This is a genomic window from Okeania sp. SIO1H4, assembly GCF_010672695.1.
In the GTDB taxonomy this organism is placed as follows: Bacteria; Cyanobacteriota; Cyanobacteriia; order Cyanobacteriales; family Microcoleaceae; genus Okeania; species Okeania hirsuta.
In genome coordinates, this window is record NZ_JAAHGB010000081.1 from 1 (window position 1) to 25,396 (window position 25,396).

21 protein-coding genes and 3 pseudogenes are annotated in these 25,396 nt (G+C 34.5%); 17 read left to right on the plus strand and 7 right to left on the minus strand.

Translation table 11 applies throughout. From position 1 onward, the window contains the following. Window positions 1-431: 431 nt before the first annotated feature. Together F6K06_RS29135 and F6K06_RS29140 are read right to left on the minus strand one after the other, a co-directional pair. The gene (locus F6K06_RS29135) at window positions 432-626 is read right to left on the minus strand and encodes a DUF2949 domain-containing protein (protein ID WP_124143954.1); all 195 of its coding nucleotides are present in this window, start codon (window positions 624-626) and stop codon (window positions 432-434) included. A gap of 644 nt (window positions 627-1,270) precedes the next feature. Beyond that, entirely contained in the window at window positions 1,271-1,789 is a 519-nt protein-coding gene (locus tag F6K06_RS29140; RefSeq protein WP_124144976.1) for a hypothetical protein, read from the minus strand. Window positions 1,790-2,181: 392 nt separating this feature from the next. On the opposite strand from F6K06_RS29140, the gene F6K06_RS29145 reads away from it, so the two are divergent. The 12 genes from F6K06_RS29145 to F6K06_RS29200 all read left to right on the plus strand — a co-directional run bounded on the left by F6K06_RS29145 (window position 2,182) and on the right by F6K06_RS29200 (window position 16,801). Beyond that, the gene (locus F6K06_RS29145; RefSeq protein WP_287244274.1) at window positions 2,182-4,101 is read left to right on the plus strand and encodes a PAS domain-containing sensor histidine kinase; all 1,920 of its coding nucleotides are present in this window, start codon (window positions 2,182-2,184) and stop codon (window positions 4,099-4,101) included. Beyond that, complete coding sequence (locus F6K06_RS29150) at window positions 4,079-5,188, plus strand: response regulator (RefSeq protein ID WP_124144974.1); 1,110 nt, start codon at window positions 4,079-4,081, stop codon at window positions 5,186-5,188. Before F6K06_RS29145 ends, F6K06_RS29150 begins: the two co-directional genes overlap by 23 nt. A 357-nt stretch (window positions 5,189-5,545) precedes the next feature. Continuing rightward, on the plus strand, window positions 5,546-5,788 hold the full coding sequence (locus F6K06_RS29155; RefSeq protein ID WP_124144973.1) for a hypothetical protein: 243 nt from the start codon (window positions 5,546-5,548) through the stop codon (window positions 5,786-5,788). A 106-nt stretch (window positions 5,789-5,894) separates the two neighbouring features. Next, on the plus strand, window positions 5,895-6,116 hold the full coding sequence (locus tag F6K06_RS29160; protein ID WP_287244270.1) for a DUF6737 family protein: 222 nt from the start codon (window positions 5,895-5,897) through the stop codon (window positions 6,114-6,116). Window positions 6,117-6,296: 180 nt separating this feature from the next. After that, on the plus strand, window positions 6,297-6,875 hold the full coding sequence (locus F6K06_RS29165) for an endonuclease NucS domain-containing protein (protein WP_124144971.1): 579 nt from the start codon (window positions 6,297-6,299) through the stop codon (window positions 6,873-6,875). A gap of 27 nt (window positions 6,876-6,902) precedes the next feature. Next, complete coding sequence (locus tag F6K06_RS29170) at window positions 6,903-7,328, plus strand: hypothetical protein (RefSeq protein WP_124144970.1); 426 nt, start codon at window positions 6,903-6,905, stop codon at window positions 7,326-7,328. A gap of 524 nt (window positions 7,329-7,852) precedes the next feature. Then, window positions 7,853-8,806, plus strand: a complete 954-nt coding sequence (locus F6K06_RS29175; RefSeq protein WP_124144969.1) for a transposase — start codon at window positions 7,853-7,855, stop codon at window positions 8,804-8,806. A gap of 557 nt (window positions 8,807-9,363) precedes the next feature. Further along, window positions 9,364-10,704 (plus strand): cytochrome P450, encoded by a 1,341-nt coding sequence (locus tag F6K06_RS29180; RefSeq protein WP_287244266.1) that lies wholly within the window; start codon window positions 9,364-9,366, stop codon window positions 10,702-10,704. Between the two features lie 528 nt (window positions 10,705-11,232). Next, window positions 11,233-13,425, plus strand: coding sequence for a hypothetical protein (locus F6K06_RS29185; RefSeq protein ID WP_287244263.1), 2,193 nt, complete (start codon window positions 11,233-11,235; stop codon window positions 13,423-13,425). Window positions 13,426-13,879: 454 nt separating this feature from the next. Continuing rightward, on the plus strand, window positions 13,880-14,848 hold the full coding sequence (locus F6K06_RS29190; protein WP_124144978.1) for a hypothetical protein: 969 nt from the start codon (window positions 13,880-13,882) through the stop codon (window positions 14,846-14,848). Next, complete coding sequence (locus F6K06_RS29195; RefSeq protein ID WP_287244260.1) at window positions 14,817-14,993, plus strand: hypothetical protein; 177 nt, start codon at window positions 14,817-14,819, stop codon at window positions 14,991-14,993. The genes F6K06_RS29190 and F6K06_RS29195 overlap by 32 nt, the downstream gene beginning before the upstream one ends. A 1,019-nt stretch (window positions 14,994-16,012) precedes the next feature. Beyond that, entirely contained in the window at window positions 16,013-16,801 is a 789-nt protein-coding gene (locus F6K06_RS29200; RefSeq protein ID WP_287244258.1) for a hypothetical protein, read from the plus strand. A gap of 821 nt (window positions 16,802-17,622) precedes the next feature. Here F6K06_RS29200 and F6K06_RS29205 read toward each other — a convergent pair. The 5 genes and pseudogenes from F6K06_RS29205 to F6K06_RS29225 all read right to left on the minus strand — a co-directional run. After that, window positions 17,623-17,724: pseudogene (locus tag F6K06_RS29205) on the minus strand (hypothetical protein); the annotation flags it as partial. Continuing rightward, window positions 17,723-18,763, minus strand: coding sequence for an RNA-guided endonuclease TnpB family protein (locus F6K06_RS29210; protein WP_287244256.1), 1,041 nt, complete (start codon window positions 18,761-18,763; stop codon window positions 17,723-17,725). The pseudogene F6K06_RS29205 and the gene F6K06_RS29210, both read right to left, overlap by 2 nt. A gap of 254 nt (window positions 18,764-19,017) precedes the next feature. Beyond that, complete coding sequence (locus F6K06_RS29215) at window positions 19,018-20,391, minus strand: cytochrome c biogenesis protein (RefSeq protein ID WP_287244254.1); 1,374 nt, start codon at window positions 20,389-20,391, stop codon at window positions 19,018-19,020. Window positions 20,392-21,048: 657 nt separating this feature from the next. After that, window positions 21,049-21,783, minus strand: a complete 735-nt coding sequence (locus tag F6K06_RS29220) for a cytochrome c biogenesis protein CcdA (protein ID WP_124144964.1) — start codon at window positions 21,781-21,783, stop codon at window positions 21,049-21,051. Window positions 21,784-21,833: 50 nt separating this feature from the next. Further along, the gene (locus tag F6K06_RS29225) at window positions 21,834-23,285 is read right to left on the minus strand and encodes a transposase (RefSeq protein WP_240038952.1); all 1,452 of its coding nucleotides are present in this window, start codon (window positions 23,283-23,285) and stop codon (window positions 21,834-21,836) included. Window positions 23,286-23,441: 156 nt separating this feature from the next. Here F6K06_RS29225 and F6K06_RS29230 point away from each other — a divergent pair. From F6K06_RS29230 to F6K06_RS29250, 5 genes and pseudogenes are all read left to right on the plus strand, one after another. Further along, window positions 23,442-23,612 (plus strand): annotated as a pseudogene (locus F6K06_RS29230) (transposase); the annotation flags it as partial. A 371-nt stretch (window positions 23,613-23,983) separates the two neighbouring features. Then, on the plus strand, window positions 23,984-24,238 hold the full coding sequence (locus F6K06_RS29235; RefSeq protein ID WP_124144963.1) for a hypothetical protein: 255 nt from the start codon (window positions 23,984-23,986) through the stop codon (window positions 24,236-24,238). Further along, window positions 24,232-24,588: a type II toxin-antitoxin system PemK/MazF family toxin gene (locus F6K06_RS29240; RefSeq protein WP_124144962.1), complete on the plus strand. Its 357-nt coding sequence runs from the start codon at window positions 24,232-24,234 to the stop codon at window positions 24,586-24,588. The genes F6K06_RS29235 and F6K06_RS29240 overlap by 7 nt, the downstream gene beginning before the upstream one ends. A 272-nt stretch (window positions 24,589-24,860) precedes the next feature. Then, complete coding sequence (locus F6K06_RS29245; RefSeq protein ID WP_124154675.1) at window positions 24,861-25,088, plus strand: hypothetical protein; 228 nt, start codon at window positions 24,861-24,863, stop codon at window positions 25,086-25,088. 128 nt (window positions 25,089-25,216) lie between these two features. Further along, window positions 25,217-25,396, plus strand: a pseudogene (locus F6K06_RS29250) (zinc ribbon domain-containing protein); the annotation flags it as partial.

Here is a 25,396-nt window from a genome sequence, read left to right on the forward strand (position 1 = left end):
TAATAAAAAAGATTTATAGCAGTCGAAGAAAAGAGCGCGGACATTTCAAAAGCTTAAAATTAAGACAACGCGATTTTTCCTTCTTCCTTCTTTCTTCTGCTATAGCACTACGCATTGAGATTAGGACAACTAAGAAACTTCAAAACATTACAGTTAAAAGTTTTGACTCTAGCTGAATGCTGAATGCTGAATGCTAAATGCTGATAGCTATATATAATTTTTCCCTGTTTATTATTCCATAAAAAAAAGGGAGTAATCTTGCTGAAAAAGCTAACTGAGATACTCCCTTGTTTAATTGAAATTTTTTATTCAATTTAGTTTTTATAATTTTTCTTGGTTTAAAACCCAATTCATACCTCCTTAAATGTCGCTTCACTTGTATTACCAAGGTAATATATCTATGGCCTAGATAATTCAGGAAATATAGTCGATTAAATATGGGCCATCTGCAACCAGTCGAATATTTGATCTAACTGCTTCAATGTTACAAGACCGTATTGCCAAAGTATCATCGGTAATTGATTAGGGTCTTCTTCCTCATGTCGTAAAGCAATGGCGATCGCTGAATCAGAGATGGACAACTCCCACTTCAAGAATTTGATTAACTGAGCTTGTTTTGTAGACATGATTAAAAGTTTTCTCCAGTAGTATATTAAAAAATTTTAAATCGGTTTTATTTGATAATCACGATACCCAGTATCAATTATTATTAGGTAACCTTCAATGAGTCACATCATTAAAAGATGTGACATCTCTCAATTTTTGTAATGATGCAGATCACAATTTTGTTGTCTAGAACGCTAAACTCTAGTTCTAAAAGTTAGTCACCCTTGAGCATTTTTGATGAAACATTGATACATTTCAACTTCTATAAAATAGTTATTAATTTAATTATCAATCAATATAGATGAAAAATATGCTTTTTTTATGAGTAGCATATATAAAGTAAATATTTGATAAAATGAGTATATACTTAACTATCTGATCTTCTCTGATTTAAAGTTTCATAATACTGTCTGACTTGTGGGATGATGTAGAGATTTTATAAATTTATTACAGGAAACTATAATTACATCACCCTCAGCAATATTACTGATGTAGGCAATAATAGCTTTGATTACTTATATCTAGATATTGTAGTAGATATGCATAGATAGAAAATAGTGAGAAAAACCTTTCCTATCTAAGATTCATTATCAATATATGTCCTAACCAACCCTTTCTTTGCTATAGTTAATTGCCTATAGAAGTCTATTAGATACTAGAAAACTTATTTATCCGGTTTAGGAGATTGCTTGATTTCTGATTCGGCAGATTTTAGCGCTTGGTCTAAGATAATACGAGCTTCTTCTGCTTTTTCTCTTGCTTCTCTATAACGTAAATTAGCCACAGCAAAAGTTTTCAACACCTTAAAACCATCTTTAAGATTAGCAATTTCTTCAACAGTGACAGCTTCATCTGTGAATAGTACCTCAATTGCAGAACGAATCTTTAGTGCTTCCTCTCTCGATTCTACAACCTTAATCTTCAGTGCTGCTAGATCGCTAAGTATTTGTACTGCTTGGGCAACAGCTTCTTCTTCCTCAGAGGCAATTTCCTTTGATTCTTTTGACTCTTTGACCTCAATAAATTGCTCCGGACTAAATCCATTTTCTAATTCTGTGAGTATTTCACCAGAGTCCATCATTTCCACAAGCTTATCCATAGCTTTCTGACGAGCTCGGGGTGACTCTTTCCCCCTAACAGTTATAATCGTATCTGGATTTTGAGGCAAGGTATAACTAACCATAATTTGACTAACAATTTAGGTATAAATATAACTAATATACAGTAAAAATAATCATACCATTTTAGACGGAGCTAGCTGTAAATAATTAATAATTTTTGCCTGCCCTAAATTATTGTTAATGACGAGTGAAAAAAAATTGTAGTTAGCTCATATTTAACCTACTATAGCTATCCTAGATAGAATATGAACATTAGCTACATATCAAGAGAAGTCACTCTTAGTATTTAGATAACTAACATTTATTCAAAACTTATTTAGGACAGCTATATTACAATATTCTGATGTACGAAGTCTATGACTTAAATTATGAGGTTTCAATCTAATTAGCTATGCGAAATGGATGGCTGAAAAAACTACAGAGACTATCCCCTATTGAGAAAATACTGAGCTATTTGGATAGTGCTAACCCTACTTCTGAAAATAGCAGAGACTTAACAAATGTTTCATATCCACAGTGGCAACATCGTTTTTTGATTGCTCGACTAAATTTAACATTGTGGCTAGCTTTTTTCTTTTTCTTGAGTAGAAGTATACTCAGTTTAATCTTCTTCATACTAGATAAATACCCTCCTTTAGAAGAGTGGGAAATTGCCAGGATTTTAGTACATTTAACCTTACTTGGTTGTATATTTCTACTACGAAGTTCCTGGGGTAGTCGTCATCTTGGTCTAATATTTCTCTGCTTTTCTTGGTCTGTGACTATGATCAAGCAAATTTCAGATACAGTTACGAGAAATGTTAATCCTGAGTTTTTTGTCTGGATGTTGACTTTCTTTTCTCAGGCAACTTTAATTCCGGTTAGATGGTTTTTACACCTAATATCTCAGATTACTGTATTAGGTTATTACTTTGGTGTCAATCAGATTCTTGGTTTGGATGTAGCACCTTTAGATTGGAATTTTATGAAGATGCATCTTGGCATTTTCTGGGTATGTTTAATTTGTGATATTTCTGTATATTTATATGAATCTTTGCACAAAACTGAGTTTAATACTAGATTACAATTAGAAACAGCATATCAAGAACTAAATTCAACTGAGGCTAAATATCGTAACATTTTTGAGAATTCAGTTGAAGGTATTTTTCAGTCTACACCAGATGGGCATTACCTTTATGGTAATCCTACTTTAGCCGAGATATTTGGTTATGACTCGCCAGAGGACATGATGGCAAAAGTTACTGATATTGGCAAACAAATTTATGTTAATTCTAACTCTAGAGATGAATTTATTGATTTAATTAGCAGGGATGGAAGTGTATTAAAGTTTGAGTATCAAGCTTATCGTGCTGATGGGAGTATCATCTGGGTTTCTGAGAATGCCAGAGCAGTGCGTGACCCAGAAGGTAATTTAATTGCTTATGAAGGTGATATTGAAAATATTACAGAGCGCAAGTGGGCAGAAACTGAAATAAAGAAAGCACTAGAAATAGAAAAAGAATTGAATCAACTTAAATCTCAATTTATTTCCATGGCATCCCATGAATTCCGTACTCCTTTAACTACTATATTAGCTTCGGCAGAAGCATTAGAATACTATAGTCATAAATGGAATGAAGAAAAAAAACTGACTTATTTGCGTCGTATACAAGCTACAGCTCAACATATGACAGGGTTACTTAATGATATATTGGTTATAGGCAAAAAAGAATCAGGTAATTTTGAATTTAACCCGGCACCATTAGATTTAGAAAATTTTTGTCGAGGTCTTATAGAAGATATTAAACTCAGTATTGGTAGTCAATATTCCCTTCATTTTGTGCTTCAAGAAGCCAAGCAATTAACAACGAAAGATTCTGGCAAAGATGGGATTAATCTAAGTATTTTAAATTTCATTCAATCGGATTCAATTCAGCAAGAACAAAAGCAAAATGATGCTATCTATAATGCTCCACCAGAATCACAAAATGAATCTAGGGCACAAATATTTGAATTGGTTTTCATAGATGAAAAATTGTTGCGACATATTCTATCCAACTTACTTTGGAATGCAGTTAAATATTCGACCCAAGGTAGTCATATTTTTCTCAAACTTTCTTACTTAAATAACTATGCAATTTTTCAAATTCAAGATGAAGGTATGGGAATTCCAGCAGCAGAACAAAAATATTTATTTGACTCTTTCTACCGCGCTCAAAATGCTATTAATATTTCTGGTACAGGGTTAGGACTTACTATTGTCAAAAATTGTGTAGATTTACATAGAGGTCAAATTTTTGTCGAAAGTGAAGTTGGGGTAGGAACTACATTTACTGTCATCTTACCGTTAAATTTAGAAAAGGAAAATATAAATGAAAAAAATTCTAGTGATTGAAGATGAAAAAGTAATTTTAGAAATAATTACAGATGTTTTAGAAGCAGAAAATTTTATAGCAATAGAGGCAGAAAATGGTAGAAGAGGAGTAGAAAAAGCTCTAGAAATTGTTCCAGATTTAATTATTTGTGATGTAATGATGCCAGAACTTGATGGTTATGAAGTATTAAAATTATTACGGAAAAATTTAGTAACAGAAACAATTCCATTTATTTTTCTGACTGCAAAATCCACAAAAGCTGATTTAAGAGAAGCAATGGAATTAGGAGCTGACGATTACTTGACAAAACCTTTTACCAGAGATGAATTAATGAAAGCAATTAATACCAGATTAGAAAAACAAGGAACTATTCAAAGAAAAACTCAAGAACAACTAGATGAATTAAGAAGTAGTATAACTTTATCTCTACCTCACGAACTACGCACTCCACTCAATGGAATTATTGGTTCTGCCAATTTTATTATTGAAGAGTTTCAAGAATTAGAAAACGATGAAATTTTAGAAATGGTAGAAAATATTCACATTTCTGCGCACCGTTTATATAGACTAATCCAGAATTTTTTACTATATGCAGATTTAGAGCTATTATCACGGGAGCGAGATAGATTAAAATTATTTACAACAGGTTCTGTTAGTAATCCTAAGTCAATAATTAGAGAGGTTGCTCTAGAAAAAGCAAGAAGTTTTAATCGCTTAAAAGACTTAGAGATTGCATCAGAAAATACTCATTTAAAAATTTCTGAGCCTAACTTTAGAAAAATTGTAGATGAATTATTAGACAATGCCTTTAAATTTTCTGATTTCGGCACAAAAGTTAAGGTAGTAGGTAGATTAGTTCATCATGTTTTTGCTGTTGATTTTATAGATTTTGGCAAAGGAATGAGTGTTAATGAAATTTCTAATATCGGAGCTTATAAACAATTTAATCGTAAAATATATGAGCAACAGGGATCGGGCTTAGGTCTCAGTATTGCTAAACAAATTACTGAATTACATAATGGGCAATTAAAAATCCAAAGTATTCCTTTAGAACAAACCACTGTAACTGTTTTTATCCCTACAAAGGTAACAGAAAAAGGCTGTTAAACTATGAGTTAATTTCTAACTGCTAATTTGATATTCATAGTTGATAGTTAAAATGGATAAAACCAATTTGATCGAGCAATGTCATATTAGTAAAGAAAAGAAAAAAGGAAAAACTGAAGTTGGAATTCGTAATCAAGAACATAAAAAGGAAAAATAATAGAAATAAGTATATAATAGGATTGGATTAGTTCCTTTTTAGGAGTAAAATATTTATTTTTTTTTGTGGGATTTATACATAAAAATTGGTATAATAGCTTAAAATAGATAACAAAAAATATAGATGAGTAAATATATAAATAATGTTACTTACCTAGTTATAGTATAATAACTTAAAATATTAATGGAAAATTACTAACAATGAAAGAAAAATTACTCAACTGGTTAGATACATTTTTAGTAGCAGATGTATTTCTAGTAATAATTGGTTTTGCTTGGTTCGCGATCGCTGTGATTGGTCGTTATTCTGGAGTGGCTTTAGGTCTGGATCTTTGGCATAGATTATGGGAACCAGTATTTACTCCAGCTATCGGAATTTTGATGGGAGGTGCAATTCTCAGTGGCATAATTAAACAAATTACCAAACGTTTAAATTCTAATTAACATCAAATTTGGTTCATTACTAATAAAAAAACTTTCTCCTTGTTACTTTGTTACTTTCGGCAAGTTTATTTCACTTTTTGTATTCCTTATTCTTCGTTTATTATTTATGAAAAATTCAATTGAACAAGAAAAGTTTAACCCTTGGAATTACAAACCTTGGTGGTGTCAACCTTGGTCAATACTTATGACAGGAATCACTATTATTAGTAGTAGTTGGTTAGTGTTTAAAATTGTTTGGTTAACAGTTATTATCTCTATTCCTATATTAACTTGGATGGGATTTTTCCTGGTAGTTTTGCCTAAATTAATGGCAGAATCAAGAATGTGATAAAAATTGATTTTACAGCCATACATTCAGCATAATTAGGTCACAAAATCTATATTAAATAAAAATGAGATCTAACCATAAAAAAAGTAGAATTGCATCGGTTACAAACAGAGATTAATATCACTGTTGCTGTTTCTAAACAAGTCTAAAATTGTATCAAAAATTTAGATTCAATTATATATGTTCAGTAACGCATATTTAATCAAGAATGGTTCTGGGTGGGAATTTGTCAGTGAAGAGATTTTAGAAGATTTTCTTGATGAAAACTTAGAAATTTTACTAGGTTTGAAGGTCTTAGACAGACAATATATCGTTAATATTCAAAGGTGCGATATTTTAGCTATTGATAGTCAGGAAAAATTAGTGGTGTTGGAGTTAAAAAATGTTGAGGATAGGGGAATTGTTCAACAGTTGACTCGTTATTATGATGCTTTGTTAGATGAGAAACCTTTTAGTGACAAAGTTGATTATCAGCAACCTGTGAGATTAGTGGCAATTACTCCTAGTTTTCATCGGGATAATTTTACAGATCGAAAATATCACACTCTTGATTTTCAGTTTTTAGAGTTTTCTGTTATTTCAGATGGGAATAACTTTTATTTTTGTTTGAAAGATATTGATAATGGGGAGATTTCAAAGGCAATTATTCCCTATCAGGAGCTAGAAAATGATTTAGATTTACCTACCCCACCCACAGTACTTTTGAAAGTTGTAAATAATTTAGATGTTCAACAGCAGGAGGAGGTATTGAGAGTTTGACAGAAAATTCTGAAGTTTGACAGTAGGATGCAAGAATTTTCTTCTGCTGGGAGTATTAAATATGGAATTGGTAGTGGGAAAAGTTGTAAATTTTGTGCTGAATTTTTCCTGGATAAAGGCGAATTAATAATATTTCTCTGGATACCATATAAAGGAGGTGAAAGTTCGAGAATTGGCAGAGCTAGAATTTGGAAAGATTGGCAAGATCAAGCTTTGATTGAAGGTTATGTATCCAGTGGAGTAGGAACAGAAATAAATCGGCATAAAAGGAGTATGCAAAAATTAATAGAAGCAATTGAAATAGGAGGTAATTATTCTCAGTTTTCTATCGATATTGGTAATCGTATATACTACTTTTCGTTACCGATAAGCAAAAATATGAGGGAAAAATATATTAAAGCAGTTCTTAGAATTATGAAATATCCCAAAAAAACCAAAACCTCTCACCTGTGAAGATATGGAGCTATTTAAACATTATAAAAAACTATGGGAAGCAAGAATAGGAGAAGAATTAAAAACAGAAATTTTAGATTGTTATAAATCTCTAGACTCATTAATTGATTTGGGTGCATCTCACATTTGCAAAAATACTTTTTTCCTATATATTCCCTATTCCCTGTTACCTGTTGCCTGTTGCCTAAAAGCGATAAAATTTTGGCTTTATTCTTGCATTGAGATGCACCCATTGATTTAGCATTAGAAAAATGGCGTTCGAGACTTTAAATATAATTTAGATAAAGTTCTATTTATCTTTTTCTTTATTGGTTTAATATCCTACCGTCTACAGAGTTTCTACAATTTGGTTAGGATTTGTAGACGCGGAGGGAATGCTTAAAAGTTGCCCCATCCACTTTTTTCTTCTTCCTTCTTCAATATTTGCTATAAAATTTCTGTAAAATTACCCCAAAATTAAATTATTGGCTGACGATAAAAAAATTTGATACAATGTAGCTAAAACTTAGCTAATATACATAAAAATGACCCAGCCAATATTATCAATTGTAGTACCCACAAGAGAAGGTCTTCCTGAATATTGGATCGAAACCCTTTTAAAAATCAATGGAGATGTAGAGTTAATTTTAGCCCACCCTCCAGGAATGGAAAAACTGCCAATTAGCGACCCCCGAATGCAACAAATAAATAGTTCATTTCGCGGAGAAATAATTCAAAGAATGACTGGGTTAGTAAATGCTTCGGGAAAATATATTTTAACAGTAAATTGTGATGAACTTTTGCATCCAGATATTGCAGAAATAACTAGAAAATATTTTACTAAATATCCTGATAGTTGGGTTTTAAGGCTTAATAGAAAAGATGTAAAATATGGTGATGAGGCTAGTTTAAAATCTCCATGGGAATCAATATTTAATATTGATGAAATGAATACTTGTGGTGTAAGGACGGGAGACCAAAAATTACAAAATCAACCGAATTATATGGTGGAAATACCCATAGCTCCTTTGCATAATAAATTCAATCCCTTGTGTCTTTTAGGGAAAAGAAAAGATCATCAAGGATGGCATACAGAAAACTTTGATAAAAAGGTATGGAAAAATGAAATAGTACAAGCAACTTTGGCAGATATTAGAGATGCGATGATTTTGTCAGGACCGTTTAAATATTTTCCTTTTTGGTGTTTGGATAGATTATTAGGACTTTCTATTCAAGCAAAGTATTATGAGCAAGGAAAAATTATCGGTCATAAATTGCCTAAACCAGAACAAATTAGGATTGAAGATAATCCTCCTGAATACAAAAGAACCAAAAGATTTTATGTATTTGCCGAATTTTTATTACTGAAAAATAATCCTCAATATGGCTATCTCTGGAATTTGATTTTAGCTCAATTAACAGAGATTCCTGTAAGAGCAGTTTCTTCTGTTAGTCGTCAGCTATCTAAGAATAAAATGCAGAAAATTACTGATGGATAATGTTCAAAAATTAATAATTAATAATTACCTCTCCTTGAAAAGAAGAGGATTGACTAATCATGATTTTTTTTCTTTATTATCCCCTTGAAAAGGGAGGTTTTAAACCACAATTTTTCGGTAATTAGTAATTAGTAATGGGGAAATAAAAAAGCAAATCGCGAAAAGGTTTAATGCAATTATTTATAGCCTCAATTTGCAGGTATTCTCTAGTGATAGGGCGCTTGCCAACAAGGAAGTAAGTAGGGATGTTCTATGAAATGTCCCTAAAAAATTGTTATTATTAGGTGTTTGTAAATTGAGCTATGAATGATCGGGAACTGGAAAATCTTTACTAATTAAAGATCATGGATCAGTAAACAAACAGAATACTTCAATAAAACTACCGACGTGTGAATAACACAAAGTTTAGTGCTGAAACGAGGTCAAGGCTGGATTAATCGAGTTAGAGAATCAATGCAGAATTAAATCGTAGGTTTTTGTTCAAATACTTCATCTGGTCTGTGTTGTTATTCCAGCAATGGTAGACTACTAATCATATCACACAAAAAACTATCAAAATGCAAACTATTAAGAAGACAGAAGAAAATACTCATCCTTTACCCCCTGGTAGTTTTGGACTTCCATTAATTGGTGAAACCATTGATTTTCTAAGAGATCGTAATTTCGCTGATCGACGAGAAGAAAAATACGGTACTATCTTCAAAACTCATATATTAGGTCGTCCTACAATTGTAATGATTGGCCCTGAAGCAAACCGTTTTATTCTCCAGACTCATTTTGACCATTTTTCCTGGCATGACGGTTGGCCGAAAAGTTTTCACGAACTTTTAGGCAGATCTCTTTTCTTGCAAGAAGGGGAAGAACATCAAAGAAACCGTCGATTATTAATGCCTGCTTTTCATGGGCAAGCTTTAAGGAATTATTTTGCAACTATGGTTGATACTATCAATCGTTATTTGGTGAAATGGTCTGAGATGAAACATCTGACTTTACTACCAGAAATGAAACAGATGACCTTTGAAGTTGCGAGTATATTGCTTTTAGGTAGTAAACCAGGAACAAAAACTGCACTTTTGTCTCGAAAATTTAGCGAACTAACCGCAGGTTTATTTAGTTTTCCCATTAGGCTACCTTTTACTACTTATACCTCAGCGTTGAAGGCGAGAGATTTTTTACTGAAGCATATAGAAGCAGAAATCAGAGAAAGAGAAAAAAATCCGACTCAAGATGCACTAAGTTTATTAATCGAAACTAGAGATGAAGAAGGGAATAGTCTCAGTCTGGAAGAAATTAAAGTGCAGGCACTACTTATGCTATTTGCTGGACATGAAACCACAACATCAATGCTTACCTCATTATGTATGGCATTAGCACAACATCCTGATATTTTGGCACAAGCAAAAGCGGAGCAAGAAAATTTAAAACAGCAGGGAGAGTTGAGTAATGAGCAATTCAAACAAATGCCTTATTTAGAGCAAGTGCTCAAAGAAGTAGAAAGACTATATCCTCCTGTTGGTGGAGGTTTTCGAGGTGTGGTTAAACCTTTTACCTATAACGGTTACTATGTGCCTCAAGGTTGGCAGGTATTATATCGTATTGAAAAAACTCACCAAGATCGAAGAGTTTATACTAATCCTTCCGAATTCGATCCAGAGCGTTTTGATCGAGAAAGAGCTGAAGATAAGAAGATGGATTATAGCTTAGTTGGTTTTGGTGGAGGTTCCAGATTTTGTTTGGGTTATGCTTTTGCCCAAATGGAAATGAAAATTTTTAGTTCTCTACTATTGCGTAATTATCAGTGGAAATTAGAGCCAAATCAAGATTTATCCCTTAGTTCTATTCCCAGTTTACATCCTCGTTCTGGTTTGAAAATACTAATGATGAAAAATTCAGGCTAGTGCCACTATGCGGAAGTCAAAAGTCAAAAGTATTGATTGGTAAAGCTTTTAGGATTTTGTAACTGGTTAGTTATTTCTGCCATCCTACACTAGAACTTTACCAAAAAATTGGGTCTCTTCCCCTCACCCATAAGCAGGCGACTTTTTGATTTATCAAGTAGAAAAAAATATTCTATGGTGTTATTGTCGCGGGTGGGCTAATAGACATCTCCTGAATAGTTATAATTAGGATTATAGATAGAAGAGATATCTCAAACCTCTGAGATTGCTTTCCTTACGGAATGCTACGCAAACCTTCCACTCCGTTCCAGTCGCAATGACTTTATTATAAGTGATTATCCGAACATGATATAAGTCCTATAAAAATTAACTACCATTTGCAAACTGCTAATTCCCAATTACTAATTACTAAAATTTAACCGGAAGCGAGGGGGGAGAATTTGTAGCTAAATTCAGAGAGAAGGATATTGGAAATCTCCAAATTACCATCCTCTAATTCTGCTGAAATATTCATAGAGGAATTTAGCTATGCGAAATAGAAATGAAACTATTAGTGATATTATCGATAAGCGTCGTCCCCTTGTTCAGAAAATTGAACGCACAGAAGAAAATTTGAGGGAACTTACCTCAGGGCTACACGCTCTCGAATCTCAACGCAATAAATTAGTTACCCAAATAGAAGACCGGAAAATTCAAGGTAGACTGGCGGAAATTGATTTTCTGGCACTGCATCTGAAAATTGCTACAGAGTTAGAAGCGTTAGCAAAACTGAAAATCCGTTTTTCCCGTGATACTTTGAATATTGGGGTAGTAGGGCGTGCCAGACAAGGAAAAAGTCGCCTTTTGCAAAGTTTGACAGGGTTGACTACCACAGAAATTCCCGATGGCGATCGCCAACATTGTACGGGCGTTCGTAGCACTATTCACCACAACCCCAATGTTACGACTTTTGGTGAGGTTTATTTTCATTCGGAGCGATCGTTTATCGATGAAGTTATCGCTCCCTATTATGAAAAGCTACATCTGGGTGCTAAACCTAATAATTTAGTCGAATTTGCTTCTAAACCTTTGCCACCATTGCCAGAAAATTTGCCTGGATATGCTGCACCGGGTGCGATGTATGAACATTTGAATCGATATCATACTAATATTGATAAATATGTGGGATTATTAAATTCTCCACCCAAGCGTATTTCTAGTAATGAAATTCGGGAATATGTGGCTCAAGATACTGCTGATGGTCAACGGATATTTTTTAATTATTTAGCAGTTAAAGAAGTGAAAATTACCTGCCCTTTTCCTAATACTGATGTTGGGCAAATAGCTTTAGTTGATATGCCTGGATTAGGTGATACTGGTGTGGGAGATGAAACACGATTAATTCAGACATTAAGTCAGGATATTGATGCTGTTTTATTTGTGAGAATGCCCAGTGCCAAAGGTGACTATTGGGCAGATGTTGATGTCCGACTTTATGACACAGCTAGGGCGGCAATTGTAGATTTGCCTTTAGATTTGTGGTCTTTTATGATTCTGAATCAAACTAATGCTAATTCGGCAAATGGTAATAATTTCAATAATTGTCAAGATTTGGCTGACGATCTTGATAAAAAACATCTGAATTTAGTGGATTGTATTATTGCTAATTGTGCTGATGTGGAAGTAGCTAATCTGAAAATATTAGATACTGTTTTGAATTATTTAGCTACTAAAATTCAGAGCTTAGATCGACAATATGCTTCCTCTTGTCAGGAACGAATGATAGAGCTACAAAACACTGTAAATACAGAGATTGAAAAGGCTCGTCAAGCTTTGGCAAGTCCTACTGCCAATCAAAATGAAATGGGAGTATTTCTACCTCTATACAATCAGTTTATTAGCAACTTATCAGTGGGTCTAATGGAATTGCTAGATAATTTTAAACAGCAGCGTTATTTAGTAGATGAAGACTTTTTTCAACCACAAGTAGAGGTAGCAATTCAAGCTTGTAAAGAAGATGCAGGAATTCCTGATTTACAAGAAATTAAAGTTAGACATCGAGAAAAGGGTTCTTGGGAAATTGTTTATGCAGAATATTTGCATAAAATTAGAACTCATTTAACCAGACATTTTAATTCTCTAGATAATGGCTTAAAACAATTAATTGACGCAGCCAAGTCACAGATAACTAAAGTATTAACAAGCCAAGGAAGTTTAGGAGGTTTAACTACTGCGAGAGGAGCTAATTTTTTGCAAGTTATTGCTAATAAAAAAGTTTCTGATGAGCAAATAAATTTACGCAGAGCTTTCCAGAATTTATGGAATTTTGAAATGTCTTATGAAGTAAATTTTCATTACCGGATTAGACAACACTTAGATGATTTAACTCCTGACGATACTTCCCTCCGATTATCTGCTAAACCCACCGCTGAAGAAGTGCTAGAAAATTTAACACAATTGCACCAAGAAACAGTTTATAAATGTCAAGAAGCCTTAGCAGATTTATCATCAGAACCTAAATTAGCTGTATTTGCAGCAGTAGAAGAATTTGTCGATCAAGTATTGCGTGGAGAAGAAATCAAAAATGAATGGCCCGTGTTTTTATATGAAGTGCGATCGCAAGTTTGGCCTACTTATTTTAAACCCATGGGAGAAGGTTCAAATTCACTTAAAGAATGGCAAAGGTTAGTAGATATAGTTGGTAAGGCTAATCAATTAGAATTTCTACAATTTATTAATTAATAGTTAGGGAATAGGAGATAGAAAGAGGTTTTGGGGGATATTATATAGGATTAATCTCAATATTTTATAGCAATGGCAGTGGGAGCATCTTGCTCCCGTAGGTAAGCGAGACGTTTACATTATCACTTATCTATTAAGTGTAAGTAGGCAGACTAATATTACAGCATATTCCATGATGAATATATCCATAGCGGTCAAGATGCCCACACTACAAACATCCGATCATTAATATCTAGACACCTCCGATAATTAAAAATTAAATCAATTATTATCCATAAATTATCAATTACTCCCCTCCTGGGAGGGGGAGGGGCGAGGGGTGGGTTCCCTATTCCCTCTCCCCTCTTTTGAAGGATATGTCTTCTGTACTTCAGATACGAGCGAATTTGCTGTAACTTTTTGAACTATTAACTACTCTTCAAATTGACAATAAAATCAAGGAATTATGATTACTATGAATGAACTAAAAATCACACTTCTAGGTCCTAGCGCTGTTGGTAAAACTAGCCTATTAACTTCAATGTACGAACAATTTAAAAGAATAAGTTTTCAGGCTAACCTCCAACTAATTCCGGAAGCAGAAAGTCACGCTATTCTCAAAAAACGCCTCAAAGAATTAAAAAGTGTCACAGAAACTTTTAAAGTCCAACCAGGAGCAGGTATTCCCGGTTCTTCAGAAGTTCGTTCTTTTATATTTGACTTAGCTGAACAGGATAAAAAGCCATTTTTAAGACTGAATTTTTATGACTATCCAGGAGGTTATATTTCTGATAAAGCTAGTCCTAACGAGAGAAAATTTGTCAGGGAATTGATGAATGATGCTGCTGTAGTTGTAATTGCTATTGATACGCCAGCATTAATGATGTCTAAGGGAAAATTTAATGAATATGTGAATAAACCAAAGCAAATAACAGCCATGTTTAAAGAAGCTTATAAAGATATTCGAGAACCTCGCTTAGTCATATTTGCTCCAGTTAAATGCGAGATGGAAATGACAAAAGGAGAGAGAGCAGCCAAACAATTATTAGAAAGAATCAAAAAGGAATATGCCGACTTGCTTAATTTCTTATCCTCTCCACCATTAAATTCTCAAGTTGCCATTGCCATTACTCCAGTACAAACTTTGGGTTGTGTAATTTGTACAACCATTGAAGAACCAAGAAATAATTATTTACCTACTTTTGGATTTAGAAAAATTAGTCGCAATGCTGAATATAATCCCGTGGATAATGACCAACCTTTACGTTACTTATTACGGTTTTTGTTGAAAATGCACCATGAAGGGCGTACCCCTAAATTTTTACAAGCTGTTGTTAGTTGGATTGGTTTAGATGCTCATATTAAAAATGCTTTGACTCAGTTTTCTAAGGGTTGTAAAAATACTGCGGGTTTTGTCGTACTTCAGGGCAGAGATTTATTTTGAAGAAGGAGACAGGAGACAGGAGACAGGAGACAGGAGACAGGAGGGAAATTACTTATGGATAGTCTTCGACAAGCCGCTCCGCGTCTACGCTCCCCCAAGTAATTTTGAACACCGTGTAGACGGTGGGGTATTATACCAAGCGTGAAAAAAGAATGTTACGAACAGTAAGGGGAATAAAAATACAAATGCAAGATATGTCCTTTGACAAAAAAATGATTTCCAACCTGAAAATGGTATTGAAGCAATTCATTCTGTCTCCTGTCTCCTGTCTCCTGACTCCTAAGAAATACCCTAACTATTTGTAGCAAACATTTATCAAATTGGTATTAAACCCATAAAGAAAATGATAACTTATAGTTGTTGATATTAGAGTGCTTTAAAAATTTAAGTTATTGATTTAGAAATTTCATCAAATCCTATTAATACCATCGTGTATTACCTTTACTAATGCACCCTACTATCTAATACCAGTTTAATAAATCTTTGCTACAAATATTTAGGTTATTGCTATTGAGTCAGGAGACAGGAGACAGGAGTCAAGAGGCATAATGAATAGCTTCCATACCATTTCTTAGTTCATAACTTATCTTATTAGTCAAAGGGACATTTACTATAAATTCTTTTTATTGCCCAAATTAATTCGTAACATTCTTTTTTCACGCTTGGTATAAGAAGAAAATGAGTGATTTATCAATCGAATTGTTTGTAGTGCTTGCTCCCTATCAAAGCAAAATTTATTACTTTAGAAGTGACAGATAATTGTAGTTACTTGATATGAATAAGTGGCGTATTAATTCATAATTTATGGTCAAAAAATACCAGATTATGAGGAAAATTTAATCTAACAAACATACGATAACCAGTCCCAAATACAAATACCTATTTTATTCATTATTTTTATCTTTTTATTTTGGATTTAATATCCCACCGTCTACGCAGTTTTTATATCAAATTCTCTTAATTCGGTATAAAAAATTTTTCATCTTCAGCCAGAGCGAAAATCTTTCTAAATTCTCTTCTCTCCTGACTCCTAATAACTATCTAATTATGTCAATGCTACCGGATTTGATATTATTATTGGTTGGGTTTTGAGTCCCTATCCACTTTTTCTTCCTTCTTCCTTCTTCCTTCTTCAAATTATCAAATTTAAAACAGGAGATTTATATGGAAATATATATTGAAAGTAGAGGCTTTTATCAAGATGATGATTATCGTTGGCTAAAGGTTACTGAAGAGAGTAAAACTAGAATAGATAAACAAAATTTGCCTGCTATACTTCAGGAAGCAAATAAACTAATTGATAGTGAGTCTGCTTCAGTAGTTTTAAGTAGGAAAAATAATAACTTACTGTGTTTATTAACAGGTATCGAACCTACAGAGCGAGTTGATTTTGCCGACCGTCAAATTCGGATTTCCATAGCTTGGGTAATTTCAGATTCTCCAGATAATGAAAGAACTTTACGAATGTTAGCTGCTATGGCTTTAAATACAGAAGAAAGACAACATTTCACAGTAGAAATTAGTCAAGCTGTAAGTTTAGGAGGAGAGCTTGGTTTTCAAGTTGATTTTCAGCATCTACAAAAATTAACTAATACTGAACAAGCGAAAAAAATACTCCAAGATAAGTTGCCAAATACCACTAATAAAATTGCCGAAGCTTCACCCCAACGTCAACAGGAATTAGCTGTGGAATTGAAAGAATATCGCTTGCCAACTCAACAGAGTTTAATTGTAGTTGTAACCGGAATAAAAAAAGAGCAAACTTTAATTGATGCTGATATTTGGCGTGGTTTATCTAGTTTAGTCTTATCTTCAGATTGGCAGATTGTTAACCGTACCTTGCCAGACAAAAATATTGCCAATAAATTATCAAAATACTTCAATAACTTGATGATTATTATTGGAGTTATTAGTGCAGTCTCTTTATTAGCTAAGACTTTACATTTTTTCTAACTTATATCATGTCCGGTAGCATCGGTATTGTAAGCGCGAAGGTAAGGAAGACCGAAGTTGGAAGAGGGAAGAGGAAGGAAGGCTATTGAGCAAGAAAAAAACTTAAATCTGTAGATATTCACCCTTGGGTTTATACAAACGATTGCCTTCGGATATGAGGACATGATATTAATAGTAGACTTCGACCTGAGTTTCTCTAACTTTAATCATTAGAGTTGTTGGGAAATAAAAATTCAAAAGCCTCAAAAGTTTACTATATAAGCTTTTGAGGATTTGAGGCTTAAAAAACACTATAAACTTTGACTAATAAGGGTTTTAGCCATTTTTTTAGCTTAATTCCCAACAACTCTATTATTTAAAAAAGCATAGCAATACGTTTTTTTAGTTATACCATCTCTCCATAAAGTTGCACTTAATATTAAAAATGAAAATAGTCAGTGTAATAAAGTCTGAGCAACAATTATTAAGCGCATTTTTACAGAGAAATGGTATTAGGACAATAAATGCTTGAAAGGCAGTAGAAAAAAGAGAAAAGGGATGTCCTAACTTTTCTGTTTCTAATTACTTTTGCAGCAGCTATATCATGATTTATTTTATATCCACAACTACTACAATTATGTTTTCTATTCCTGCGGAATGCTGCGCAAACAGAAAGTTTTTTCTTCTTGATATGACCACATTTAGGGTATTCTAGCGCGCACCAAGCAGGTTGAAAAATACTCGCTCTACACCGTTCTTAGAAACCTATGATTATCTATATAAATCTATGATTTTCTATAAATAATCTGTTCTATTCCTGCTTCTACCTGGCAACGTCGGCGTTATCCAGTCCGCAAGCTGTCACGGTCGTTCGCGTTAGCGTTGCGGAGCAAACTGACCGCCATAGCTAAATTTAACGCTGCATTTAAGTCTCGATCACAGCTAAAATTGCAGTGTTCGCAATTGAAAACGCGCTCTGATCAACAGAGACTCTTTAACAGCTCCACACCTACTGCAAGTCTTAGAACTAGGAAACCATCTATCCATAACAACTAGCTCAGAACCGTATAACTCACACTTGTACTCCAACTGCCTACGAAACTCATAAAAACCCATATCAGCAACGGCCTTAGCTAGCTTGTGATTTGACATCATTCCTGATACATTTAAGTCTTCTATTACTATCTGGCTGTGGTTTTTAGCCAAATAGGTAGTCAGTTTATGCAACTTATCTTTCCTGATGTCAGCTATTTTGTTGTGTAATTTAGCTATTTTTAGCTGTGCTTTTTTCCAATTAGACGAAAACGAAAACTTGGTTTTATGTCTGTTTAGGTATTGCAATCGTGATAGTTTGGATTCTAATTTTTTGTAAGGTTTACCACCATCGAATACTTCTCCTGTTGACAATGTTGCCAAAGTTTTAACTCCTAAGTCTACACCAACTACATCTACTGATTTTTCAGTGTTTTGAGATTCTCTTTCTACTTTAAAGCTGACAAACCAACGATTAGCTTTTTTACTAATGGTTACAGACTTGGGATTGATATTATCTGGTAATATTTCAAAAGTTTTCACCCATCCAATTCGGGGTAATTTAATTTGATTAAAACCTACTGAGATTGAGCCATCTAGAGTGAAACTATCGTCTCTACCTTTTTTCTTGAATTTAGGTTGATCAGACACTTTGGTAAAGCAACGTTTCCAAGCATTTGATAAATACCTCAAAGCATATTGAGGCGCTGTTTTAGAGACTTCATAATACCAATAGTTATTCGGTTTAACCATTGCCACCAAAAGTTTATGCAGGTCGATTGCGGTAGGAAATTTCAGTTTACTGTCAGGATTATTTGAATTGTGATCGAGAATGTTCCTAGTTAACCATAGTCCCCAATTATAGGCATGACCGGCTACACCAGCGTGTTTAGCCAGCAATGTTTTTTGCTGGTTTGTGGGGTGTAACTCAGTTTTGAATCCAAGTAGCATAAACAGATAATCCCAGATTTTTATAGATAATACCAGATTTTAGCCAACAGTTACAAGCCCCCAGCACCCCATCCTGACAAGGGTAGGTTTTTCATCATCGACGGTATAACGCGAGTGTAGTCCGAAAAGAGGATGCGGGTCTTGCATGAAGTTTGCAGCATAGGGTCAGACCAGACCCTGTACTCTCCACCCTCCCCACACTTCCCACCCTCCCTCGCCTGTTTGGAGTTAGCGATCGCTACTGAGTAGTCCCATCATACTGTATCAGCCACTTTTGCAAGAGGTCTACGATCTAATCTATCTAAAATTTCCAACATTTCCCGTTCAAAGGCCACACTAGCGCGATTAGTTTTACCCCCAATATAAACCCGCTCGCTTTCTTGCCAAGCCCAAATTTGCGAGTGAGAAACATAACTCATCAACACACTCAACATCAATAAACCAAAACCTAAATAAACAATAGGAATTCCAGGGTCAGCTTTTATTTGTAAACCCGTGCTACCTATAATCTTGTCAACAAATAGCGTTATCCCATTAACTTCTGTAGACATTCCTTCCCGCACACTAGCAACTAATTTACCAGTAGCATCGTAAATTAATACAGTTCCTTGTAAATCTCTTGCCAGTAGAGATACACCCTCACTCAAATCTGGTTTAGTCGGAATCCAAGTTCCCCAAATTCTGCCCCCTCCCGCCGTATTTAATTTGGCCATTGGTAACTCAAAAACAGGACTTCTATTAACTCTGACTTGAACTGCAGCGATCGCCCAATCTGCCTGATACATTGTCACCCCATGATATCTCATAGGTTGATTTACAAATATAGTTTTCCTATCGACTTCAGAGCCATTTTTATCTAATACTGATAGATCTGAATAAAACTGGTCAATTGCTCCTTCTGGAGTATAGTCAATCCAGAAACGATTTACCCGGACTAACCAATCTTGAGGAATTTGTGATTCGGCAAAAATTCCGGCATCCACAATATTTTTAATTTGAAAAGTTTCTCCACTCGGCACTATTTCTTGACCGATAAATCCAGTCATTGAACCAACTATTGACCCTGCTAAAATAATCAACATACTAGCGTGAACTATTATCGGGCCAATTTTGCCAATAATTCCTTTTCGCCCATAAAGTTTATCTCCTTCTTGAAATACCTGATAACCACGTTGCTGTAATATTTTTTCTAGGGAATCTAGGGAAGCTTTTTCTATTTCTGTGCTTAATGCTAAGTTCTCAAATTGTTGTTTCTTATTATAGAATTTCCAGCGATTAGCAGACTTTAGAGCTGGCATTTGTCGCGTAAAAGTACAAGCTGTTAAACTTGCTCCAAACAAAACTAATATTGATAAAAACCACCAAGTACGATAGACATGGTCTAACTCTAATAACAAAATTACTTTCCAAGTCAAAAATCCAAATAATGCTGGTTTTTCTGGATAATTTTCCTGATAAAAATTTATTGATTCACCTTGCTCTATAACTGTCCCAGAAATACTGCTTATAGCAATTACTAATAGTAGAGCGATCGCTAACCGTAAATCAGCCAATAATGGCAATATTTCTCTTCTAAATATTTTGAGAGGATTGAACGTCCAGCCTAATCCTGAATCTTTAGCATCCATTAATTTAATTCCTATCAGATTTTATATTTTTTCATCGTAGTGTACCAATAGTAATATTCCCTCGAAAAAGTCAAGTGCAGCAATCCTAAATCATTCGTCATAACGGTACTTTGAGATTTTTGATACCGAAAATGGCTTTAAATCCAGTATTAGCAAGGGAAATACCTGAAAAAGGTAAAAATAGCTGTTTGTGTAGGATGACCGAGGAAAACCTAGTAGCTCGTCCAGACTAAAATTGTGGGTAAATACAGGCCGATAATATTGAATTTACTGCCTTCTGCCGCAATTGCTTTACCCACATTTTAAAGCTAGACACGCTACTAGATATATCTAAAAAATAGTTTTTCAAGGTAAAACCATTACTGTATAAACTTTTGAGCATATTTTTCACCTATTTTGACTGTTTTTTATTCGTCGCCTCAACCATAAATTACTACTATCTATCAGACTACTTTTTTTAACTAGCTATCAGCTAGCCTCGGTAGGAGAAACTGCGTTAACAGCTTTTAGCAGCTCCGGGTAAAAATCCCCAGCTTCTTATCAGCCGGATGGCCCTCGGAGGATTTGAAATCTCCTTTCCATTCCGGAATACTCCACAAACAAGGGGGTCTCAAAAAAAATCTGCTGATTGCTGATTGCTGACCGCTGACTGCTTCTTTAAGTAACTGGTACTATTCTAAATAACAGTGAAAATACACCAAAACCAACTAATAAAATACCACTAGCAGGTGTAATCCAACTAGACCATTTTCGCAGTTCTAAAAATTTTTTAATATTAGCTATAAAAGTACCTGCTAATATCAAAGGAGTTACATAACCAAGGGCATAAAATAACAATAAAATTCCTCCTAAAACCAAATCTCCAGTTGTAGAAACCCAAGCTAATAATGTTGCTAATACGGGAGTGCTGCAGGGAGATGCGACCAAACCAAATGTTAAACCTAATAAATATGAACGTATTCCTTTGGGTAAATCTTGAGAAATCCATCCCATACTGTCAAAAGAAGGCATAGGTAATGGCAATGCTTCTAGTAAATTCAGACCCATTAAAATAGCAACTATACTAACAATAATTGGCAATCCTATACCTACTTGACCATATACTTTTCCCAGTAATGATGCTAGAATTCCCAAACCAGCAAGAGTTGTGGCTAATCCTAAAGAAAACCAAGTAGATTGAACAGCAGCTTGGAGACGACTTTTAGCTTCATATCCGCCAATGTAGCCAATAGTTATTGGTAACATCGAAAGCATACAGGGTGTCAAACTGGTAAGTAAACCAGCTACAAATATAATGATCAAACTGACCCAACTTAGATGTATGAGCTGAGTCTTCACTATGGTATTTGCATATTGAGTAGTTTGGTAAAGTAAAGTCAGAAAGGTTTCCATAGTTATGATTAAATTTAGTAGAAATAAAATATTTACTTCAGTGGCAGAAGTTATAGGATGGCAGAAACTGAAGGTTCTGTGATTAGACACATAGAATTTCTTGCCTTTTTGCCATGAAGGCTGGAATACTGGATATTTTCCACTTCCTGCAAGTGAAGTTCTCTCCCGTTAAATCGGAGATTATAACGGGAAGCTCGCAAGCAAAGATAATTGAACCCAAGTTTTAGAAGTTTTTTGCTTTGCTGGCGTAACGCTAGGCGAACACAGGCTGACAAACGTCTTACGCCTCCACAAGCAGGCAAGATGATACCCATCTCGCTTAAAGCTTTATCCAATATGTTAATTGCTGCATTCTCGTCTCTGTCTAGTACCGTTCCACATTTATAACAAGAATGAGTTCTAACTGATAAAGTCTTAGGTACTTTTTGACCACAATTACTGCAATTAATCGATGTGTTATGAGGGCTAACTTTAACAACATGAACACCGCGTTTTACCGCTACTGCATTCAGTTTTTCAATAAAAGTTCCCCAGGCAACATCATAAATCGATTTTGATAGTTTAGTATTTTTAGCTAAACCTTTAAGATTAAGGTCTTCAACGGCAATTAAGTCATATTGTTTAACTAACTTATAAGCTGTTTTGTAGTGAAAATCTTCTCTTTGTCTAGCAATTTTTTGATATAATCTAGCTATTCTATTCTGTGCCTTTTTCCAGTTATTAGACCCGTTTTGTTTTCTGGGTACTTTACGCTGTTTTCTACCTAAATTAGATTCTACTTTTCTATATAAATTAGGCACAGAAACAGTCTCATCAGTATTAGTAGTTAAGATTTTTTTTAAGCCTACATCAATACCTATAGCAGTCTTAATATTATCTGTAGGAATTAAACCCACCCCTTCAGTTCCCCTCCCTGGAAGGGTTAGGGGAGGGTTATCTTCCCAGCTAAAACTCACATAATAGCCGTCAGCTTTTTTGGTTATAGTTGCAGTTTTGATAACAAACCCATCTGGTATAGGTCTATGAACTATTACAGGAATAGTACCAAACTTACTAATAATGATTTGCTTGCTATCAAACTTAACTACTGCTCTAGGATGATTGACTCTACTGAAACAAAATGACCTTAACTTACCTGATTTTTTGAATCTAGGTCGCCCTCCACTTTTACCTTTCTTTTCAGATATTAACCAACGTTTCCAACCTTTATCTAGTCTTTGCAAGTTAATTTGCTGGACTTCAGAATAGATTTCCTGATAATCTGGAAACAACTTTTTTATCTGTTTAAGTGCTGATTGCTGAAAATAATAATCTGGTAGCTGAGGAATCTCACCAATAGGACATGACACTATCGAACAACGGTCAATTTGAAATCTGGTTCTATTCAACCAGTCTAGCCTTTGACCTAGGGCGTAATTCCAATGCCTTCGCAGGTGTTCCAACCAATAATCAATTTTGGCTGACTGTTCAGCAGTGGGGTTGATTTTATAGCAATGAGTCATTTCAGTTATCAGTCATCAGTTATCAGTTATCAGTACCTCTGCAATAAGGAGGCTTGACCTTAGCGAATATGCTCTTTTTTATCCCCTTAAAAGGGGAGGCGCATACCCACAATTTTTCGGTAATTATCATAATTTTTATATTACACTTACCGCAACCCAAAAATTCAATTGAGTAAATTTATAGCTAATCTCAAAACTGTTTCTAGCAGTTTGATCAGGAGAGACTTTGCTGATTACCTGGCAAGATTTTATCGGAAACCTGTACTGTAGAATGGTTCCTATTTTATTGCTAGTTGCGGTCGTGTAACTATTGAGCAATTAAAGTAATATGTCGAACATCAATCGACACCAGTTTAATTTACTGTCGGCAATTCCCCTCACCGTTAAGCTGTCACTATAATGGGAGACCCCTTGCCGAATCAAGCTGGATTAAGATTCAAACCCCAAGCAATTTTTCCTTCTGGCCTCTGCATTTTTCATTGTTAGATTTTAGATTTTTCCCGAATTTAAGATTTTCTCTGGAATTATTTGAAACAAATTAACTCCAAATTAAATCTAGAATACTAGGATGATTTTGAGTTTCAGTATCAGGAGGAGTTAAATGTCTCAATAAATTCAAGAGGTGAGACCTTTTTGAATAAGTATTGACAGCAATATAACCTATGATTATACTAACATAAAAGTTAAATTATAATTATATGGCCACTGTCAAAACTGCAATTTCATTACAAGAGTATCTGTTTGAACAAGCTGAAGCACTAGCAGCAGAAATGAAAATATCTAGAAGTCGTTTAATAGCGATCGCTCTAGAAGAGTTTATTCGTCGGCATCAAAATCGACTATTGCTAGAAAAAATAAATGCTGCTTATGAGGATGTTTCTGATACAGAAGTATCAACATCAATAAGTAGTATTAGTGGACATCATAGGAGTATAATAGAGGACGAGTGCTAATTAATCAAGGTGATATATTCTGGATTGAATTAGATGAACCATCCGGTTCTCAAGCTACTTACAGACATCCTCATGTTGTAATTCAGAACAATGTTTTTAATTTTAGTTTGATTAAGACTGTGGTTGTTTGTAGTTTAAGTTCTAATCTCAAGCTTGCTGCTGTTCCTGGCAATATTGTTTTGGCAGTGGGTGAGGCAAATTTACCAGATAAAATAGTTGTGAATATATCCCAGATTTTCACAGTAGAAAAAGCAAAATTGACAGATAAAATAGGTACTCTTTCACCGGAGAGAGTAGAAAAAATATTAGAGGGAGTGGAACTATTACTTAAACCAACAGAAATGGAATAACGATAAGATTTTTGCCTCTTTTGCTCCTCACCTTAACTTTCTAGTTCTAGAATCAATTATTTGCATCAAAAAATTTGAATTTTTACTATATCTTTCTAAAAAGAAAGCTTAGTCTCCACTACACAATATTATAGTAGGTGACATCCTCTATACAGCGAATCAAAGATGACGCTGCTCTTCCATGATCGCAATTTAGAATCTTGCTCCCCAGGAAAGTTAAATCTCGACTATTTTTCTATATATTATATCCTCAAAAAAAAGGTTTTAGTGGAATGCTCAAAAAGCGGTGCGACCCCGCGACGACTATAGTCGCAAGGGAACGCGCACCAAGAGATCACAAATTAGCAAGTGCTATTGCTGATTGTGGATTTTATGAATTTAAGCGTCAGCTTATAGAACCCCTGAGCGTATCTTTGGACGCGGTATGTGCTTTTGGCTTCCGTCCTCAGCCTGAGGAAGTTGTGGAAATTCAGGAACGAGAATGGGGAAAAAGCGGATGAGACCCTGCGTCGCCCAATAGCAAACCTGGTAGCTTCCCTTGCAGGTAGAAAAATACTCTCATCTCCCCATCTCCCCATCTCCCCATCTCCTTCTCTATTTTTAAATAGATCCGTTTAGGGGTTCTATATATAAATGTCAGTGGTACGGCGGCAGTGAATTAATTATAGCTGATAGATTTTATCCAAGTTCTCAAATATTTTCAAACTGTGGGCATCAACAGAAAATGCCGTTACACTTGAGAACTGATGAATGTAGTGAATGTGGTTTTTCCTACGTAATGCTTTGCAAACAAGCTGACAGAGATTTT